The organism is Chryseobacterium luquanense (assembly GCF_026460945.1).
GTDB classification, from domain to species: Bacteria; Bacteroidota; Bacteroidia; order Flavobacteriales; family Weeksellaceae; genus Chryseobacterium; species Chryseobacterium luquanense.
This window is the reverse complement of record NZ_JAOVZV010000021.1, coordinates 37296-58066: the sequence shown is the minus strand read 5'-3', so window position 1 is coordinate 58066 and position 20771 is coordinate 37296. Positions and strand designations below refer to the sequence as shown.

The window sequence follows — 20771 nt, the reverse complement described above, 5'->3', positions numbered from 1 at the left end:
TTAAAAAATTAAACAACCTGCCAAATAGAATCTACAAACCAGTTTTTGGAATCGTGAATCTCATCAATTATATGAAATTTTGAATCTTTGGCGAGTTTGCTGATATCGTCCTGAGAAAATTTCTGAGAAATCTCCATATCAATCAGTTCGTTTTCTTGAAAGTGAAAAACTTCATTTCCGATGTGTACATTTTGCTCTGCGAGACTTACCAGATAACTTTTACAAGCTCCGGAAATTGGATCGTAAGTTTGATAATGCTGGTAATTTAAAACATCAAAATCAGCATCCAGTTCGCGATTCATTCTTACTAAAAGATTTAAATTGAAAGATGAAGTGATTCCGGCAGCATCATTATAAGCATTTAATATCGTATGTGGATTCTTTTTTAAATCGAAACCGACGATAAGAATATCGCCATGATTGAGCTTTCTTTTGAGTTCTCTGCAGAAATGATAAGATTCTTCGAAATCCATATTTCCGATGTTTCCGCCTAAAAATAGGACTACTTTCTTTCTGGTGGAAATTGAGGTTGCTTTATCAAGCATATCAAAATATTCGCCTTCTAAAGATACGATTTCAAGGTCAGGAATTTCGTTATTGAGTTTTTTATTGAGTTCAGATAAAATATGTCCGGAAATATCAATCGGCATATAGGTAAAATTGACACCTTTCTCAACCAAATGCTTCAAAAGATAAGATGATTTCATGGCATCTCCGGCTCCCAATTCAATCAGGTCAAAAGAAGTGTCACTGCTTAAAATACTATTCGCTAATTTCTTTGTTTTATTTTTAAAGATATCAAGTTCGCAGTTAGTCAGGTAGTATTCCGGCATATTCATAATCTGCTGGAAAAGTCTGTCACCTGCTTTATCATAAAAATATTTTGAATGTAAATGTTTAGGAAAGCTTTTTAAACCATCCAAAACATCTGAAAGAAAAGTTTCCTTTGAATCGTTTTTTATCTGAGCTTCTGTATCAACCTGTGAATTCATAAATATTGTTTTTTGATTTTTTAGGGAACTACAACTATCTTGCCGCCATCGTGATTCGATTCCATAAAAGTGTGGACTTCGGAAATTTCCTCTAATTTAATTTTTTTTTATACTCTTAAAGTTAAAAATTATAATAATCATGTCCTAATGAAGGTAGCCACTTTACTTATTTGGTGTATAATATTCGAACTCCTAATAGCTAATTGCATTAATTAGCTAATTTATCCGGTAGAAGTAAAATATGTATATCTTAATTGTCTATGACTCGATTGAATAAAAATGGTCATTTTAAAAATAAGATTATCTGTAAAATAATTTGAATCAATCTCTTTCATTAAACATCAACCGATTTTTCCAGAAAGAGCAATATTTTTTCAAAAAAGAATTGATATTTATGAACTTTTCTGATATTTCAAATACCACTAATTGGTATCAATATATGGACTTTTGCATATCTTTGTTGCAGTTATGATAACCCAAGAAAATTTGTCCGATAATAGTTTTGGTCTCGAGCTAATTCTTCAGGCATTAGCTTCATCTCCGGCACCGACATCCATCTATTCAGGTGAAGATATGGTCATCCGTTTTGCAAATGCGGGCATGCTGGCTCTTTGGGGTAAAGATGTGTCTGTAATAGGTAAACCATTAATGGAAGCAATTCCAGAATTGGAAGGACAACCTTTTTTAGAACTGTTGCAGGAAGTTTGGCATTCTGGTAAAACATATTCCATTTCTGAAGCACCTGCGAAACTGATGATTAACGGAAAAGAAGTTTTAGATTATTTTGATTACGAATATAAAGCAATTAAAGACAATCATGATAAAACCTGGTGCATACTTAATACGGCACTTAACGTAACAGAACGCAGAGAATTTTCACAGCAAGTAAAAGAGAAAGAAGAGAGGGAGCACGCACTCAATGAGGAGATGGCTGCAACACTTGAAGAGCTTACTTCCACTAACGAAGAGCTTAACATTTCTATGAAGCAACTTGCACACAGCAGAGAATATATCCGCACCATCATTGAACAGGCTCCGGTTGGAATTGCCATGCTGAAAGGGTCTGAGCATATTATTGAAATCGCCAATCCAGCTATTCTCAACATTTGGGGACGAACAGAATCAGAAGTAATTGGCCGTCCGCATGAAAAGGCGCGCCCTGAATTGCAAGGACAACCCGTAAACAGATGGCTTAAAGAAGTCTATAATACCGGAAAGCCAAAAATAAATACTGAGTTTACAGTCAAATTACTCCATAAACATGGATTAAGAGAGGCTATTGTGAATTCTATATATCAGCCCATAATATCTGAAGACGGAAGTATTTCAGGCGTTCTTGTCATTCTAGAGGAAATAACTCAGCGTGTACTAGACCGGCGAAAGAATGAGAATGATCAGCAAATGTTGGCTTTAGCCATCGATGCAGGGGAACTAGCTACGTTCTATTACCAACCTGCAACAAACCTATTTTCCGGGAATTCTCTGCTTAAGAATTGGTTTGGCCTATCCTCTGAAGAAAACATAGACCTGTCTCTTGCATTAGCGGTCATCTTACAGGAAGATCGGGATCGTGTAATCGATGCTATCGCACACTCTTTAAGCAGTACCTCTGACGGTCAATATTTTATAGAGTATCGAATTCAAAACAATACTGATAAAAAGGTAAGATTGTTGCAGGCGAATGGAAGAGTTTTTTACAGTCAGCAAGGCCAGCCGCTCAGTCTGAACGGTACCCTTAGAGATATTACGGAACAAAAAAAAGAAGAACAGCGGAAAGATGATTTTATGGGAATGGTAAGTCATGAACTTAAAACACCACTTACCTCTTTAAAAGCATATCTTCAGTTATTACAACGGACGGAAGTAAATACTGAAAACTCCCGACAGCAAAACATGCTTGAAAAATCTGTAAAGCAGGTGGACTATATGAACAGTATGATCAATGGTTTCCTAAATGTATCAAGACTTGATTCAGGACAATTGCATATGGATAAAGAAAACTTTGATTTTAAAACCTTATTCTCAGAAATTGAGCAAGAACTTCTTTCAACCAATCATACCCGTACTTTTATTTTTAAATCATCCGGATCAATTTCAATACTTGCAGACCGTGACAAAATATCGCAGGTACTTCACAATCTCATTGGCAATGCGGTAAAATACTCGGCAGTTAATACGTCAATTATCGTAGAATATTTAACTATTGATAATAATAGTATAAAGGTTAATGTTCACGATTATGGGATAGGCATATCCGTCGAAGATCAGCATCGAATATTTGAACGATATTATCGGGTTAAGGATAATAATAGTAGAACTATATCAGGATTTGGAATCGGACTTTATCTGTGTAAAGAAATTATTGAACTTCATCATGGTACTATACAGGTCAAAAGTTTTCAAAACGAAGGTACTACCTTCTCATTTGTATTACCAATCGATGGGCAAAAACTTAATCAGTAAGAATTGAATAGAAACTATTTTATATAATTCAGTCTTAAAATACTTAAAACTTTATAATTTATTAACTCACCTTACCACTCCTCCTCTAATTGAAAAAAAATTGATGCCAGAAATTAGATGTAAGTCTTCAATCCTAGATATTAGGATAATTATAACATTTTAATCTCACATTTCCTTGTTGAAACAATAGCATAGGATTATGGGGATGAGCAATAGTGAAATATAATGCAAAATTCTTAAATAGTTAATGCCAATTAGATTTGTAGTTATCTGCTGTTATTTAACCCTAAAAATAATTTATAATCACCGAAAATTTTACAAACACTTTTAATGAAAATTTGACTATCTTAAGTCAATATAAATACTATAAATTATGTGAAAAATTAAGAGCCACTCAGTATTTTAAAAGGTAATCTTATGGTGAAAACACTTCCAACCTGCAATTCAGACTGCACATTTATTATACCTTTATGAATTTCGATAATTCTTTTGACAATAGACAATCCAATACCATTTCCTTTGTCATAATTTTTGTTGTTTCCACGGTAAAACAAATCAAATATCTTTATCTGATCTTCTTTAGAAATACCGATTCCGTGATCGATAAACCGGATTTCCAGATTGTCTTTCTGAACTTCGATCTCCACCTTACAAAGCTTGTCCTGAGAATATTTACAAGCATTTTCCATTAGATTTAAAAACGCAATTTGCAGCAAATATGGATTCCCGTGAAAATCATAATTACTCTCGTCTTTATCCGCAAGATCATCCATATAATTGATTCCGATTCTGTAATTATGATTTTTTTGAAGCAAAGCTACTTTCGCATCTGCCAAGATCTCATCCAGACGGATATCGGAAAAACTGATCTGCGACACATCATAACTTGCCCTTGCAAAATCCAAAAGTGCCGATGACAGCTGCGACGCGTGATTGGCGTCCTGCAAAGCATTATCGATAGAAATTTTGTAGTCGTCCAAAGTTGTATTCAGTTCCTTGGCCAGTTCGAGTTCTGCAATCAATGTTGAAAGTGGCGTTCGGAATTCGTGGGAAATGGTTGTGACAAACTGTTTGTGATTATTAAATGATTTTTCTAAACGGTTGAAGGTAGAATTGAAGGTTTCCGTCAGTTCATAGATTTCATCCTTTGCTTTCGGAATCACCAATCTTTTGTTGAGATTATGCTCAGAAATATCGCGGATCTGAAGAATAATATCTTTTAAAGGTTTCAAAGTGTAATATGAAAACAGAAAACCAATGATGAAAATAATAAGAATCGAAATGATATAGATAACGATAATATCTTTTTTAAATTCCCTGATGTGTGCAATTCCTGTCACATCTATTGCGCTGCCGATGATGTAGAAATCTTTGTCATCAAACCGGTATTTGAAAGCCATATACTGGCGTTCTCTCCTGTGCCACGTAATTTGATTTTTATTTGATTTAATCAGTTCATCCAAATAATGTTGATTTTTGGAAGAAGGTTGTATGTCTGTAAAAAGCAGTTCTTTTTTGCTGTTGTAAACGCTGATGTCCGCTTCGTTCAGCATCTTTTTATTGCGCTCGTGGAGTTCTTTGATCTTGGAATTGTTGATTTTTGCATCGAAGATAAATTCTGAGCGCCAGATGATCTTGTAGCCTAATCTGTCATTGAACTCATCTTCCCTATTCTTCTCGGAAACAAAATACAAGACGTAAGCAAAAACGAAAAGGATTCCGGCAGTCAGTAAAGCGTAGCTGAGTGCTGTTCTGGTGGCAATTTTCATAATTGATCAGTAAAAATAAAACCTACTCCAGGTTTTGTGTGAATCAGTTTTTCATCAAAATCTTTATCGATTTTCTTTCTGAGATAAGCAATATAAACATCGATGTAATTGGTACCTGTGTCGAAGTGATTTCCCCAGACATTCTCTGCAATCTCGTCACGGGTCAGGATTCTTTCGGCGTTGCTCATTAGAAAAACCAACAGCTTAAACTCTTTTGGCGTGAGGTTGATTTCTTTCCCATTTCGGAAAACGCGGTTGGTATTTTTATCGACTTTCAGTTCTTGATATTCGATGTGGTCCGAGAGTTCGTTTTTCTGTGATGAATTAGATTTTCTTAACAAGATTGCCTTGATCCTGGCGTAGAGCTCTCTGATCTCAAATGGCTTCACCATATAATCATCTGCGCCGGCATCAAAACCTTCGATCTTTTCATCGATCGTTCCGAGTGCGGTCAACATAATGATGGGAAGTTCCGGATTTTTTTTCTTGATCAATTTACTCAATTCGATTCCGTTCATTTTGGGAAGCATAATGTCTGTGATCACAAGCTCGAACATTATTTTATCGACCATCACCAAAGCGTCTTCAGCATCTTCCGAAATGTAGATCTGATAACCCTGACTTTCCAAACCTCTTTTCAAAAGGGCTGAAACACGGGCGTTATCTTCAATAATTAAAACTTTCATATGAAAATTGTTTCCGGATAAAATATTACATAATTGTCAATCATAAACAGTTATTAATTATCCATTTAAATTCTCTGCAAAGGTATCTCATATTTTTATTCTTAATGAATTTCTAAAGATTTTCTAATGGTTTTCTAACAACGATCCGAGATTTCCAAAAGTAATTTTGTCCCGTTGAAATCAGCAAGAAGAGGACAATTAATATTATGAACAAAAAATCTATCAAAGCCGGGCTGGCCCTACTTACCATATTGGGAATGTCAGCTAAAATGGAGGCTCAGAAAAAAAATGACTTTAATAATCCAGGACTCACCCATTATCTGAATGACGAACATACGCGCTATGTTTCCTTCAGTGGCTATGCGGAATTATGGGCGAGATACACCCAACTGAATCCAGGAAGTCTCATCAACGATCAGGCAAAATCTGACGTTTCCGATCTGTCACTTAGAAGAGTAAGAGTGAAAATGACCTACAAACCAACAGAAAAACTAATGTTCGTTTTACAGGCCGGAACCACCAACGTGAATATGAATGCGAAAGCCAGCAATTACATCGACCTTCTGGATGCTTATGCGGAATATGCTTTTAATGATAAAATTGCGGTCGGCGCCGGGCGTTCCACTTGGAGAGGACTTTCAAGATTCACGACAGGACCTTTGAATACTTTGCTATACGATTTGCCTGCTTACGCCACTTCAAACGCTGGGGCAACAGATTACACCGTAAGAGAATTGAGTGTTTATGCGAAAGGTCAATTGGGAAGATTCGATTACCGATTGGTGGTCGCGGATCCTTACACAATGGCGACCGCAGAACCAAAAGTGAATGTTGCTACATTCAGTAAAAACTCGCCAGGTAAAGATTTCTCAGGTTATTTCCGATATGCTTTTTTGGATAAAGAAAACATCACAACACCTTTCAATTCCGGAACTTACGGTGGTAAAAAGAATGTCTTAAGTTTGGGAGCAGGTTTCGATTACATTCATAATGCAACTTGGCACAAGGACTTTGATAACAATGTTCAGAGTGATGATATGCAGAATTACGCGGTCGATTTGTTTTATGATGCGCCGATTAACAAAGACAAAGGAACTTCCATCAGTGCTTATGGAATGGCGATGTACAATGATTATGGACCAAACTATGTTCGCTACGTTGGAACCAATAATCCTGCAACTTCGGTGAATGCTACTCAGGCAAGTCTCAACGGTGCCGGAAATGCAATGCCTGTGATCGGAACTGGAAATACCTATTACGTACAAGTTGGCGGCACACTTCCCTACATTAATAAAGATAAAAAGAACCTGCAACTTCAGCCAGCGGTTGGGATGCAATTATCAAACTTGAAAGGCCTTCAGGACAATGCAATCGTTTATGATGCAGGAATTTCATTATTGATGAACGGAATGTCTTCACGATTGACCTTCGATGCTCAAAACAGACCAATTTTCACTGGAGATGCTTTAAACAAAGGCGTTGTTTCTGACAGACAATGGCAGTTTGTCCTTAAATACCGAATTGATTTTAATTAAAAAAATAAATAAAATGGAAAGAAGAAAATTCTTGTTCCGGTCTGTACAGGCTTCTGCCTTGCTACTTTTATCAGGAACGATGTTCGCAACAGTTTTACCAAATATCAATCCCATAAAACCAAAAAAAGTGTACGCTCACAACTTATTTTTCTGGCTTAGAAAAGACCTTTCTGCAGCTGAAGTGAAAAACTTCGAAAACTTCTTCGAAGGTCTGAAAAAACTTCCTTATCAAAAAAATCTGCGTTACGGAAAACCGGCTGGCTCCAGTCCAAGAACAGTTTTGGACAGTACATATACTTACAATGGATCAATGGAATTTGAAACCCTGGAAGAATTGGAAGCTTACGGAAAACTTCCTGAACATCTGGCTTTAGTTCAAAAATACAAACCATTTTTTGAAAAAATGTTGGTCTATGATACTGTTTACAATTAATAAAGAATTATATTTAAAATGAAAAAATTAATCAAAGGAATATGCCTCGCATTGGCATTAAGCTCATTCGTAATGAAAGCACAGGACAAAGAAAACAAAAACCTCAGCATCAAGGTCAATAAGGAAGAATCGAAAGAATATATTCCAGCAGTGAGGCTCATCAACAATCCCGATGGTTCTTGTACTTTCGAGAAAGGCAGAATCCCTACTTTGAAACATCTGAACACCACCACTTTTTGGATGAGCAACAAGACGGAAGATTGGGAAAAGAATGCGCATCCTGCTCCAAGAAGACAGTACGTGATCACTCTCAAAGGAAATATCAGATTCAAAGTGACGGACGGTTCTACCTTCATCATCAAACCAGGAACTGTACTTTTGGCTGAGGATCTGAAAGGGAAAGGCCACAGTTGGGATATGGTGAGAAGCAAAGCGTGGGAAAGACTTTATATTCCGATAGATGAGAATGCGGATGATTTTTTTGTTAAAAATGATTAATATAATTTTTATATAAAATTAATTTCATCCCATTTAGAATGCTCCAAAAAAGTTAACGCTTTTTTGGAGCATATTTTTATAATCTAACCCTTACTTTTGCAAAAAGATTAATTGGACAAATTAAGTTTTCAATTGCCGTTATTATATCGCTGCTGTTTGCCGTCATCATAACAAAATTAGGAATCTTCTTCTTTATTACCTTTTCTGTGACCACGGCCTTATCAGTTTTTACTTTTACTTAATAAACCCCTGATCTAATTAGTAAGGTTTTGATGTTAATTCTAGAGAAAAAAAACATGAGAAAAAAATATTTCTCAACGAAATTTAGGAAAATATCCATTAATTTTGTTAAGGATCACCAAAATATAACTCATATTAATTCTGCAAAATCCAAGTACCGATATTCCAAGTTTAAGACTATTTGAACAAAATATTAAAAATACTTATGTTAGACTTATTAAAAAAGTTATAACCCTATAAAAAGGTGATGCTTAATAAGAATGTAAAAATCTTATAATAATTCCTTAATCACAATTTCCACTTACCGAACACTTATAATTAAGAGAAATATATTTAAATTAGACCAAATTATATAGCAAAACAAGCTTATTCTTAATTCAAAAGAAAGTATAAAATGGATAATCAATTTTTCATATATACAGACCTGTTTGTAAACTTTACAATAGCAGAAAAAGAAATTATCAGCTCTGTCCTTACGCATAAAAAAGTGAAAGCAAAAAGTGAGTTGGTCTCTTATGACAAACGGACAGATGAATTATTTTTCCTGATCAAAGGCTGCGTAAGGAAATATTATGTTAAAGATGGTGAACAACTCACGATTTACATTATGACGGAAAATAATTTTATCGCGGCATTTGACAGCTTTATGACCGGCTCAAAAAGTACAGAAACTATCGAATGTCTTGAACCTTGTGAAGTACTCATTATCAACAAAAAAGATCTGGAGAACTTATATCAAAAAATTCCTTTGATGAACGAGTTTATAAGGAAAATTCTGGAGCAGACGCTCATTCAGTTCCAGCAGTCACTTACATCATTTATTAAAGATAAACCTGAGGAACGGTACGAAAAACTACTTAGAGATAACCCTGCAATCCTGCAAAGAGTGCCGCAACATATGCTGGCTACTTATCTGGGAATTACTGCTACCTCACTGAGCCGGATCAGAAAAAGAATTTTAGAAAAATAAAAGATTTTCTTGTCTTTTGTAAACGATTTCTGCCTTCACTTCTTTTCAACTTTGCATTGTAATTTTTAAACAATCATAGTATGAAAAAGATATTTGTAACCGGAGGATCAGGATTTGTAGGTCAGCATCTGATTCTAATGCTCATTGAACAGGGCTACGAGGTCAATGCATTGGCACGTTCAGCAAAAGCCGTTCAGATAGTAGAGCAATTGGGCGCAACTGCGATAAAAGGAGATTTAAATGATGCAAATGCATTGGCATCAGGCGTCAAAGGATGCTCATCGGTATTTCATTTGGCAGCTTCGGTCGATTTTTTCGCATCCGAAAAACAACTTCAGAAACTACACGTCGAAGCAACGGCACTTTTATTATCAGCCGCAAAAGATGCTAACGTTAAAAAATTCATTTATCTGAGTGCAGCTTCTGTCATAATGAACGGCAAACCGATCACAAACGCTGACGAAACTTTTATTTCCGATAACATCATTGATGGATATTCCAGAACAAAGCTGCAAGCTGAAAAATTAGTTTTAAAAGAAAATACACCAAATTTCCAGACGGTTTCCATCAGACCACCATTGATATGGGGAAAAGGCGATCCCAACACTTTGGCAGGAATAATCGACGCTGTTGAGAAAGGGACTATGCAATTGATCGGTGGAGGTAAACACCGTTTTGTAACGTGCCACGTCATCAATGTCTGCCACGCTTTGATATTGGCAGAACAATCTGAAAAAAGTGGCGGAAAAGCCTACTTCATCACGGATGGTGAAACGCGAGTTTTCAGAGATTTCATCAAAAAATATGTGGGAACTCAGGGTATTACTGTTCCTGACAAATCTGTTTCTCTGGCAATGGCCAAAACTGTTGCATCAATAATGGAATTTGTGTGGAAGACCTTCAGGTTAAAAGGACATCCTCCACTCTACAAAGGGCTTGTTAACGCATTAGGCCTAGAGTTTATCACCAATGACACAAAAGCAAGACGGGAAATAGGATACAAAACTTTTGTAACCATTGAGCAAGGATTGGAAATGATGAAAGATTAAGATAACTTGCGTCTAAATCAGAATACCGTAATATTCAACGGTAGTAAAAAATATTCTCCAATCTACTGTTATTTAAAAAAGAAAATCATAAAATGAAATACGACCTTTATCAGATCGATGCTTTTACAGACAAGACCTTTGGTGGAAATCCAGCCTGTGTAGTTCCTCTGGATAATTGGCTGGATGATGACATTTTATTAAAAATAACCAAAGAAAATGCAGTGGCAGAAACTGCTTTCTTCGTTAACAAAGGAGACAAGATACATTTACGCTGGTTCACGCCAGAAATTGAAATGGATCTTTGTGGTCACGCTACCCTTGCAACAGCACATTGTTTGAAAACGATTCTAAACTACGAAGGCGATAAGATTCTTTTTGAAACCTTAAGTGGCGATTTAACTGTGGTAGTTGACAAAGACCTTTACAGAATGGATTTTCCTTCAAGAATGCCAACTGCCGATACACTTCCAAAGATTATAGAAGATTCGCTGAACATTAAGCCAAATGAGGTTTTGAGATCAAGAGATTATGTCTTGGTCTATGACAACGAAACGGATGTCCGAAATATCAAAATAGACAGGCAGTTATTTGATCAGATCAATTTGGATCCGGGAGGCGTGATCGTGACAGCTAAAGGCGATCAATGCGATTTTGTTTCAAGATTCTTTACGCCTCAGGCATCTATACTTGAAGATCCTGTGACAGGTTCAGCACATTGTTCATTAATTCCGTTTTGGGCTGATAGGCTGAACAAAAAAGAACTGAGCGCGCTTCAGGTTTCTGACCGTTTAGGAACTTTATTTTGTGAGGATAAAGGTGAAAGAGTTGTTATCAGTGGTAAAGCAAAAACTTATTCTGAGGGAAATTTTTGGATTGAATAAACTGACTCTCATTCGAAATTTAAACATTGTTTTTGGATAAAAAAATAGTGATGGAAGTAAATCGTTCACTATTTTTTATTAATTAGATAATGCCACATATTGATGAATAAACCTTTGATTTTCGGCTTCATCAACCAAGAAATCGGCCACATCAGCTCGTGATATCTTCCCTACTTTCATTCCTTTTTGTAATCCTGATAATACTTTGTAAGTTGAGGTTGCATTTCCGTTGGTGAGCATTCCGGGTCGTATGATCTCCCATCTTAAATTACTTTTTGTGATGAGTTCTTCCATTTCCGTTTTATTGATGTACTGATCTTTCAGGAACAAAGAGATGACAGTCCGCATAAAGAAGCTTAAATAATTTTTACTTTCTCCCGCTCCAAAACCTGTGATAATAAGAACAGATGAAGAGAAATTAAGTTCACGGCTCACTTTAATCAATGTTTCGGCAATATCAGAAAAAAGAGTGGTTGCTTTTTTATTTTTTGTTCCAACAGTGATCAGAACTGCATCGGAATCTTCAATTGCCTTTTTCAAGTCAACTGGTGAGGTTGCACTTCCATTAATTTTGATCAGATTGGGATGGTCAGGAATATGGTCGGTTTTTGTTGATAATGCCGTTACATTATGTCCTTTTTCCAGTGCTTGATCGACAGATTCCAATCCAATTCCGGCTCCTACTCCTATGATTGCTATATTCATTTATTTTTTAGATTTAATTAAAAGATATTTTTCAGTGATACTTTTACCTGCAACCAAAAGGCTTTCGCTACCCCATTTCCAAGATTTACCATCTGTTGTTAAAATTTCAGCTCCGGCTTCTTTGGCAATCAGTAATCCGGCGATCCAATTATAGGTATCCAGATCTTCCTGAATAAACAGATCAATCCTTCCGGAACCAATATAGGCCAACTGCAATCCGTGAGGACCATAGTTTCTTACAATTCCGAAATTATCAAGTAGCTTTGTAACTGTAGAACCGATTTTTTCATTCAAATGATTATTGGACTTATCCTGATGACCATATTCAAAAACTGCCAGCATAACAGCCAGATCCTTTTTGTTACTGACATTCATTGGTTTATCATTCATAAAAGCACCCTCACCATCTTTTGCCCAAAACATTTCGTTGGACAACGGATCATAAATAACCGAGAAGAGTGGTTTTCCATTACGGATAAGTGCTAGATTAATCGTCCATCCCGGAATATGCTGAATATATTGTATTGCGCCATCCATTGCATCACATAGCCAATATTCTTCTTGTGAAGCATAATCTCTTTGTGAATCTGTGTCGAACTCGTCGCCAAGGAGCCACGGAATATTGGGAAATTCAGGAGACAGGACTTGCTTCAATGAGGTCAGACATAAGTTGTCGATCTTTTCTAATTGTTTTAAAAGCTCCTCCATACTTTGCGGGATGGGATCTTGTTTATAGTCTTTTAGAAAGATATCGCCAATTTTTTTTACTGCATCCAGTACGATCGGGATATTGATTTCGTTTTGCATTTCAATTGTTGTATTAATTACATTGCAAATCTACTCCGTCAATTATCCTTGATGATAGTTCTAATGAAGGGAAAGATGGTCCTTATCACGGAATTTATTTCTAAATTCCAAAGGTGTCAGTTTGGTTATTTTTTTAAACAATTTTCCAAAATACACTGGCTCATTATAGCCTACTTCATAAGCAATTTCCTTGACCGTCATCTCTGTAAAATAGAGCAATCGCTTTGCCTCACTAATGGATACTTCCTGAATATGTGCAGATACTGGACTGCCGGTCACCGATTTCACAGTATCATTCAGATGTGACGTGGAGATCGATAGTGCTGATGCATATTGTGAAGCTTGCTTCCAGGTTTTGAAATTTTCCTTTGTAAGTTTTATGAATTTCTCCTTGAGAATGATGCTGCGGTTTTCTTTTTCCTTATTAATGGACATATCAGAAACAAGTTCTCCTGCAATAAGGTTTAAAAGTCCGTTCAGTATGAGGCTGAGACTATTTTGAAGAAAGTTATTGGGTTTTTCTAACTGCATTTTTTCAATAAGATCAGCAAGAATATGGATGTGCTGATAAAAAGCTGATCCAGAATTAAGTAAAAATGGATTGTTAAATTTGTTTCCAAAAAGTTGTAGAACTTCCTGATTTACCAAAGAAGGATCAAAGCTTATCATCCAACCTTTTGGATCTTTCACTTCTATCGTCTGATGAACCTGCTCCGGAAATACAAAAAGTAATGCAGGCGCGGAAAACGCAATGGTTTCAAAATCGATATTTAATTTAAATTCCCCACTTACAGCCAACATCAACTGGCAATGATCATCACGATGCGGTGTAGAAATATCGTGTTCCTCGATCTCACGACCTTCCATATTTGCAATAATTATCCTGGCCTTTGCCGAAGGCGAAAGTTCGAATTGCTTAATATGATGGTTCTTATTTTTCAATGGTCATAAATTTAATTCTAAGATCTGAAAGTACAAAATAAATTGTTTCTGTATCAGTAAATTTAGACTATAAAAAAAATCTTAGTCTTTAAGTAAATGCATACGTGTTTATAGCTTTTCATTATTTATTTTGCATCTTCTTAGATGCTATCAGCAATAGTAACATAATCCAAAAAATACTTATCATTAAAACACTTAACAACAAGTCCAAAAACACAATATAAAACATTCATAATCAAAATACAACAAATACATACAATTGACTTATCATACTTTTAATGATTATAAACGGTTTGTTGAAAATTTATTAGTTTTAAATCACAAAAATAGCTTTCCAATACTATTATTCGACATCAAAAATATTATAAATTATACAAGTAAAATGATTAAAACTAAACTTATTCTTTTTATTACCGGAACAGTAATTTCGATATCTGTTCACGCACAACGAAGTTTAAAGTTAACATACGATAAACCCGCAGAAAACTGGAACGAGGCTTTACCCATCGGAAACGGAAGATTGGGTGCAATGGTTTTTGGCGGTGCAATTCAGGAACATCTGCAGCTGAATGAAGAGACCATCTGGGCGGGTGAGCCGGGAAATAATATTCCTAAGAATACGTTTGACAGCATTCAGAAAGTAAGAAAACTGATCAGCGAAGGTCAGTTTGAAAAAGCGCAGGATCTGACGAACAATACTTACCCAAGAACCGCTCCGAAAGATTTGAATTACGGAATGCCTTATCAAACGATGGGCGATCTGTTTTTGGATTTTAAGGGACACGAAAATTTTAAAAATTACAATCGGACTTTAGACATTGAAAAAGCCATCAGTACGGTTTCCTACGATGTTAAAGGTGTGACTTTCAAACGTGAAATTTTTTCTTCACTTGCTGATAACGTGATTATGATCAAACTATCTTCAAGCAAAAAAGGAAGTTTGAATTTCAACATCAACGCTTCTACTCCTCATCTTAAAAAATCGATCTTCACGGAGAATAACCAATTGGTCATCAATGGAACAAGTGGATCTGTTGACAATAAAACAGGAAAAGTTAATTTTAAAACCGTAGCTCTTCCTGTTTTAAAAGGGGGAAAATTAACATCGACAAATGACCAACTCAATATTGTCGGAGCAGACGAAGTGGTGATTTATGTATCCATCGCTACTAATTTTAAAAAATATAATGACCTGAGTGGAAATCCTGACGCCAGAGTTTCAGAATATTTGAAATCAGCTTTAAATAAAAAATACGATGCTGAACTAAAAGCTCATATAGATAAATATCAAAAATATTTCAAACGGGTAAGCCTTGATTTGGGAACTACCGAACAAGCTAAAAAAACAACGGACATCAGAATTAAAGAGTTTGGAAATTCCAACGACCCGGATTTGGTGGCTTTGTATTTTCAGTTTGGAAGATATCTCCTCATTTCTTCATCACAGCCGGGAACGCAACCCGCAAACCTGCAGGGAATCTGGAATTATCAATTAAATCCAGATTGGGACAGCAAGTACACAGTGAACATCAACACAGAAATGAATTACTGGCCGGCGGAAAACACGAATCTTTCCGAAATGCACGAACCTCTCTTTGATATGATAGAAGATCTTGCGGTCACTGGACAGGAATCTGCCAGAGAAATGTACCACGCGAGAGGCTGGAATATGCACCACAACACGGACCTTTGGAGAATCACAGGTATTGTAGATGGCGGTTTCTACGGAATGTGGCCGATGGGCGGTGCGTGGCTGACCCAACACGTCTGGAATCATTATCTCTACACGGGTGATAAAGAATTCCTAAAGAAAAACTACGAAGCTTTGAAAGGCTGTGCTTTGTTTTATTTGGATGTTCTTCAGCAAGATCCTTCTAAAAAATATCTCGTGGTATCTCCGTCAATGTCTCCCGAAAATAAATATTTTAAAAATGTAAGCATCACTGCAGGAACGACGATGGACAACCAGTTGGTGTTTGATGTATTTAATAATTTTATTAATGCTTCCAAAGCTTTAAATCAGGACAGAAGTTTGTCTGATGAAGTGAAAAGTGCTTTGTCAAAACTTCCGGCAATGCAAATCGGGCAACACGCCCAGTTACAGGAATGGCTCACCGATATGGACAGAACCGATGATAAACACAGACACATTTCTCACTTGTACGGACTTTTTCCTTCAGGTCAGATTTCGCCGTTCAGAAATGCGGAGCTGACTGAAGCTGCTAAAAATTCGATGGTCTACCGTGGCGACAAATCCACTGGTTGGTCGATGGGCTGGAAAGTCAATTGGTGGGCAAGATTACTAGATGGAAATCGAGCTTTTAAACTGATTTCAGACCAGTTGACGCCTGCTCCAATGGAAACCAAAGGACAGTCCGGAGGAACTTATCCTAATCTTCTGGATGCGCATCCACCGTTCCAAATCGACGGAAATTTTGGCTGTACTTCCGGAATTGCCGAGATGTTATTGCAAAGTTATGACGGCTACCTTTATCTTTTGCCTGCACTTCCTGATTCTTTACCAAACGGCTCTGTAAAAGGTTTGAAAGCAAGAGGTGGTTTTGAGATCGATATGGACTGGAAAAATTCGAAGTTGACAAAATTTACCATCAAATCTACATTGGGTGGAAATGCGAGAATTAGAATTGCCAAGGATATAAATTTAAAATCGAAAATTAATTTCATTACCGCAAAAGGTGAAAATCCCAACGAATATTATCAAGTTAATTCCATTAAAATACCTTTAAAATCTGATAAAGCAGAAATGAAAGGGTTCGCTGTTAAAGAAACTCAACTTTTTGACTTTGCTACAGAGAAAGGAAAAACTTATGTTTTTGAGGTGAAATAATCTAATCTTAAACCTGAACTAAAAAAATACTCTTTATTAAAATATTTATCAATGGAACTTTAATTAAATAATTGCAGTTCGTTTTCTTTCAAACGACTTAATGACATTTGACCACATTGTATAAAATAGTACATTAAATCATTAAGATTCTTAAAACCATAGCACCAAACTAAAATAAATAAATATCGCGACCTATAAACAAAGTAAAACACGACTTATAAACAAAGTGAATCTTTACAGATGACTCTAAATTTGTCCTAACAAAAAAAGATTTATATGTCAAACAACAATTATCAAGGTGCATTACAGCAACCGATCAACTCTGGATTTAATGGGGCTTCAACTTCAATGGAAGTTATCAAAGGAATTGATCTTACCGGGAAAATCGCTATCGTCACTGGTGGTTATGCAGGGATAGGACTAGAAACCGTTAAAGCATTGACATCTGCCGGAGCAACGGTGATCGTCCCGGCAAGAGATGCGGAAAAAGCGAAGAATAATCTGGCTGGGATTGCTAATGTGGAGTTGGAAACAATGGATCTTATGGATCCAGTATCCATAGATTCATTTGCAGAAAAATTTATGTCATCTGAAAGACCATTGCATCTTCTGATCAATAACGCCGGTATTATGTGGGTGCCTTTGCAAAGGGACAGTCGTGGTTATGAATCTCAATTATCAACAAATCATCTCGGTCATTTCCAACTGACTTCCAAACTGTGGAAAGCTTTGGTTAAAGCCGATGGCGCAAGAGTGATCAATGTTTCTTCCTGGGGACACCATTATTCAAAGTTCAATTTTGAAGATCCTAACTTCGAAAAACGTGAATATGAAAGCTTGATGGGTTATGGTCAGTCCAAAACTGCCAATATCCTGTTCTCGGTAGAGCTGGATAACAGAGGTAAAGATTATGGTGTAAGAGCTTATTCATTACATCCCGGAGCCATTGTAGAAACAGACCTTAAAAGACATCTTACAGATGAACAACTTTCCGCGTTAGGTGTATATGATGAGAAGGGTGCCGTTGTAAGAGATGCGTTGAAAGGATTAAAAACAATTTCTCAAGGTGCTTCTACAACCGTATGGGCAGCCACCAGCCAGGACTTGAATGAAATCGGAGGCGTTTATTGCGAAAATTCCGATATCGCCGAAGTAGATCAGTCCACAGATGAAAGCCAGGAAAATTTTGCAGACAGAATGACGGATATTAAAAAATTATCCGGTGTTCTAGATTATGCCCTGGATGAAGCATCGGCAAAGGATCTGTGGTTATTAAGCGAAAATTTGACCGGCGTTAAATTTATCATTTAATAGATTCTAAAAACGTACATCATAAGTTGAAACAAAATCGTATCAGGGCAAAAAAATGCTCTGATATGTTTTTTGTAAATTTGATAGATCTAAGGTTTATGGCAGAAAAAAAACAAAACAACTATGCTGAGATCGTTCTTGCCTGCATAGAGGAAAAATATTTCAAGGATGAAATTGTCCTTGAGCACCATTCTTTTGTAAAGATCATCTCAGGTGAGATGAAGATCATCTTGGCAGATAAAACACACACTTTTGGATCTGGCGATATGGTGCTATTCCCTAGAAATCAATTATGTACGCTGATCAAATATCCGAAAGATGGCAGAAACTACAAATCTGTGGTTATGACCCTTACTACCGAGAGGTTGAAGACTTATTTTACTAAAAACCCCATCAGATCATCAGAACATTATCAGCAGAAGATCCTCAACTTTGAAAAACATCGTTTGTTGGATAGTTTTTTTTCCTCAATAATACCCTATTTCGAATTGGAAAGTGAACTGCCTGAAAAAATAACCGCCTTAAAAATAGAAGAAATACTGACAATCCTTCGCAACATCGATCACAATATCGACGGTATTCTTTCTGATTTCTCTGAACCCGGAAAGATCAGTATTGCAGATTTTATGGAGAAGAATTTTATGTTCAATATGGCGATTGAAAAATTTGCTTATCTCACCGGAAGAAGCCTGACGACCTTTAAAAAGGATTTTAAGATCGCTTTTAAAACCACGCCACAAAAATGGCTGACCCAAAAACGTTTAGAACTTGCGTATTATGAATTGAGCGAGAAAAAAAGAAAACCTGTAGATGTGTATTATGAAACAGGATTTGAAAACCTGTCGCACTTTTCGTTTGCCTTCAAAAAACATTTTGGATATTCTCCAACAGAAGTGATTAATATGAAAGCAACAATTGATTTTAAGGCAAATTAAAATACCGCTATTCTAGAATACAATGCTTTAATACTGCAAATTATATAAGATAAATTCATCCAATATTGTATCAATCCAGACAGTTATCTAACGATGACGAAGTCGAAAATTATTGATTGATGTCGCACAAATTTTCATTAAATTTATTGTTTAATTTAAGACAATGAATGACATTTTTAAAATGTTCAAAATAGATCTAGCTGAATCCCAAAGAATCGGCCACTTGGACAACGAACCGCACAACCACGATTTTGAAGAACTCTTAATTGGAAAGTCCGGTCAGCTGGAACATTTTATTGATTTCAAGTCTCAGGTAATGGAAGCCCCGTTCGTCAGCTTCATTGCACAGGGCAAAGTTCATCGCGTAAGACCTTTGGCAAAAGATGGAAAATGTGACATCTGGGCCATCCGTTTTAAAAGCGAATTCATTGCTGATACGGTTTTTCAGCTCTACTCTACTTATCACGATAAGGCGAACATTTGTTTGAAAACGGATGAATGTTTTGACCGTTTAAATGTAATTTGTGAAATTATCTTTCAGGAATACAATCAACTCAATCCCGATTTGTCCGTGATCCGTCAATTGCTTAGCAGCTTGTTCACCATTATAGAATCGGAACGCAAAAAACTTAACCTTAATAATGATGAATCCAAAAAAATCCAGAGCAATACGTTCAAGAATTTTTTAAAACTTTTGGATGAATATTTTATGGAAGCAAAAGATGTGAATTTCTACGCAGAAAAACTTTTTATGAGCACCAGAAACTTGAATCTTATTTGCCAGGATATTCTGCATCAGAGTGTTTCAGAGATCATTGAAACCAGAAAACTGACCGAAGCTAAAAACTTGCTAATTACTACTGACAAGACGATTGCGGAGATCGGCTATGAGCTTGGCTTTAATGAAAAAACCTATTTTACACACGCTTTTAAAAAGAAATCTGGCTTCACGCCTTCTGAGTACCGAAAAGAAATGGCAAAGATCATTTCCTAAAATCACAACTATTCTTCTGAATTGTGTTATCTCTTCATATCGTTTGTTTCGGAAATTTGTACCATAATTTTTAAACAAACAAAAAATGAAAACATCATTCTTAACAAAAGGATTAATCGCTGCAGCATTCGTAACAATGTTCACAGCCAACGCACAAACTAAAAAATCTGCTGAATCTGATAAAGCTTTAAAACAAATTAAAGAATTAGCTGCTTCCAACGAAATTATCGCTAAAAACTTAGCTACTTTCGACACTTTGGATTACACCGTTTTCAGCAACAGAGACTGGACAAGACTTCACGAAAGCCACGCCAAAGACATTTTGGTACATTTCCCGGACGGACATACTGAAAAAGGAATTGAGCAGCACATTAAAACATTGGACGCAATGTTCGTTTACGCACCGGACACAAGAATAAAAGAACACCCGTTGAAATTGGGAAGCGGAAATATGACTGCCGTGATGGGTTATATGGAAGGAACTTTCACCAAACCAATGCCTCTTGGAGACGGAACATTCATCCAGCCAACAGGAAAAAAATTCAAACTTCCAATGGCAACCATCGGAATCTGGAACACGGACGGAACAATGAGCGAAGAGTATCTGTTCTGGGACAACAAGTCTTATATGGATCAAATAGTGAACAAATAACAAATCTGGTAACAGGTTTTTATGAAAAGAAAAGATTTTTTAAAAGCTATGACACTTTTAC

18 protein-coding genes are annotated in these 20771 nt (G+C 36.3%); 12 read left to right on the top strand and 6 right to left on the bottom strand.

Annotated elements, in window-relative coordinates; translation table 11 throughout:
* Window positions 1-8: 8 nt before the first annotated feature.
* A complete protein-coding gene (locus OEA66_RS17605) occupies window positions 9-992 on the bottom strand; it encodes an L-histidine N(alpha)-methyltransferase (protein WP_267282625.1) in 984 nt (327 codons plus the stop codon).
* 468 nt (window positions 993-1460) lie between these two features.
* Here OEA66_RS17605 and OEA66_RS17600 point away from each other — a divergent pair, with 468 nt between their 5' ends.
* Complete coding sequence (locus OEA66_RS17600; protein WP_267282624.1) at window positions 1461-3455, top strand: PAS domain-containing sensor histidine kinase; 1995 nt, start codon at window positions 1461-1463, stop codon at window positions 3453-3455.
* A 383-nt stretch (window positions 3456-3838) separates the two neighbouring features.
* On the opposite strand, the gene OEA66_RS17595 is transcribed toward OEA66_RS17600, so the two are convergent.
* Together OEA66_RS17595 and OEA66_RS17590 are read right to left on the bottom strand one after the other, a co-directional pair.
* Window positions 3839-5224, bottom strand: a complete 1386-nt coding sequence (locus OEA66_RS17595; protein WP_267282623.1) for a sensor histidine kinase — start codon at window positions 5222-5224, stop codon at window positions 3839-3841.
* Window positions 5221-5910: a response regulator transcription factor gene (locus OEA66_RS17590; protein ID WP_267282622.1), complete on the bottom strand. Its 690-nt coding sequence runs from the start codon at window positions 5908-5910 to the stop codon at window positions 5221-5223. Before OEA66_RS17590 ends, OEA66_RS17595 begins: the two co-directional genes overlap by 4 nt.
* Window positions 5911-6116: 206 nt before the next feature.
* On the opposite strand from OEA66_RS17590, the gene OEA66_RS17585 reads away from it, so the two are divergent.
* The 6 genes from OEA66_RS17585 to OEA66_RS17560 all read left to right on the top strand — a co-directional run bounded on the left by OEA66_RS17585 (window position 6117) and on the right by OEA66_RS17560 (window position 11516).
* Complete coding sequence (locus tag OEA66_RS17585) at window positions 6117-7445, top strand: hypothetical protein (RefSeq protein ID WP_267282621.1); 1329 nt, start codon at window positions 6117-6119, stop codon at window positions 7443-7445.
* Between the two features lie 13 nt (window positions 7446-7458).
* Window positions 7459-7878: a Dabb family protein gene (locus tag OEA66_RS17580; protein ID WP_267282620.1), complete on the top strand. Its 420-nt coding sequence runs from the start codon at window positions 7459-7461 to the stop codon at window positions 7876-7878.
* 18 nt (window positions 7879-7896) lie between these two features.
* Window positions 7897-8376, top strand: a complete 480-nt coding sequence (locus OEA66_RS17575; RefSeq protein ID WP_267282619.1) for a cupin domain-containing protein — start codon at window positions 7897-7899, stop codon at window positions 8374-8376.
* A gap of 634 nt (window positions 8377-9010) precedes the next feature.
* Entirely contained in the window at window positions 9011-9586 is a 576-nt protein-coding gene (locus OEA66_RS17570; RefSeq protein WP_267282618.1) for a Crp/Fnr family transcriptional regulator, read from the top strand.
* 80 nt (window positions 9587-9666) lie between these two features.
* Window positions 9667-10635 carry an NAD-dependent epimerase/dehydratase family protein gene (locus OEA66_RS17565; RefSeq protein WP_267282617.1) on the top strand — a complete coding sequence of 323 codons (969 nt, stop codon included), beginning with the start codon at window positions 9667-9669 and terminating at the stop codon, window positions 10633-10635.
* A gap of 92 nt (window positions 10636-10727) precedes the next feature.
* Window positions 10728-11516, top strand: a complete 789-nt coding sequence (locus tag OEA66_RS17560) for a PhzF family protein (RefSeq protein ID WP_267282616.1) — start codon at window positions 10728-10730, stop codon at window positions 11514-11516.
* Between the two features lie 78 nt (window positions 11517-11594).
* Here the strand turns inward: OEA66_RS17560 and OEA66_RS17555 are convergent, their stop codons facing one another.
* Genes OEA66_RS17555 through OEA66_RS17545 form a run of 3 tightly spaced genes read right to left on the bottom strand, consistent with a single transcriptional unit; the run spans window position 11595 to window position 13970 of the window.
* Complete coding sequence (locus OEA66_RS17555) at window positions 11595-12221, bottom strand: NAD(P)-dependent oxidoreductase (protein ID WP_267282615.1); 627 nt, start codon at window positions 12219-12221, stop codon at window positions 11595-11597.
* Window positions 12222-13028: an inositol monophosphatase family protein gene (locus OEA66_RS17550; protein WP_267282614.1), complete on the bottom strand. Its 807-nt coding sequence runs from the start codon at window positions 13026-13028 to the stop codon at window positions 12222-12224.
* Between the two features lie 60 nt (window positions 13029-13088).
* Complete coding sequence (locus OEA66_RS17545; RefSeq protein ID WP_267282613.1) at window positions 13089-13970, bottom strand: AraC family transcriptional regulator; 882 nt, start codon at window positions 13968-13970, stop codon at window positions 13089-13091.
* A gap of 382 nt (window positions 13971-14352) precedes the next feature.
* Between OEA66_RS17545 and OEA66_RS17540 the strand changes: the two genes are divergently transcribed.
* The 5 genes from OEA66_RS17540 (at window position 14353) to OEA66_RS17520 (ending at window position 20710) form a co-directional block, all read left to right on the top strand.
* A complete protein-coding gene (locus OEA66_RS17540; protein ID WP_267282612.1) occupies window positions 14353-16818 on the top strand; it encodes a glycoside hydrolase family 95 protein in 2466 nt (821 codons plus the stop codon).
* Window positions 16819-17094: 276 nt separating this feature from the next.
* Entirely contained in the window at window positions 17095-18129 is a 1035-nt protein-coding gene (locus tag OEA66_RS17535) for an SDR family NAD(P)-dependent oxidoreductase (protein ID WP_267282611.1), read from the top strand.
* Window positions 18130-18227: 98 nt separating this feature from the next.
* The gene (locus OEA66_RS17530; RefSeq protein WP_267282610.1) at window positions 18228-19064 is read left to right on the top strand and encodes an AraC family transcriptional regulator; all 837 of its coding nucleotides are present in this window, start codon (window positions 18228-18230) and stop codon (window positions 19062-19064) included.
* Between the two features lie 163 nt (window positions 19065-19227).
* Window positions 19228-20058 (top strand): AraC family transcriptional regulator, encoded by an 831-nt coding sequence (locus tag OEA66_RS17525; RefSeq protein ID WP_267282609.1) that lies wholly within the window; start codon window positions 19228-19230, stop codon window positions 20056-20058.
* An 85-nt stretch (window positions 20059-20143) separates the two neighbouring features.
* The gene (locus OEA66_RS17520; protein WP_267282608.1) at window positions 20144-20710 is read left to right on the top strand and encodes an ester cyclase; all 567 of its coding nucleotides are present in this window, start codon (window positions 20144-20146) and stop codon (window positions 20708-20710) included.
* Window positions 20711-20771 lie beyond the last annotated feature (61 nt).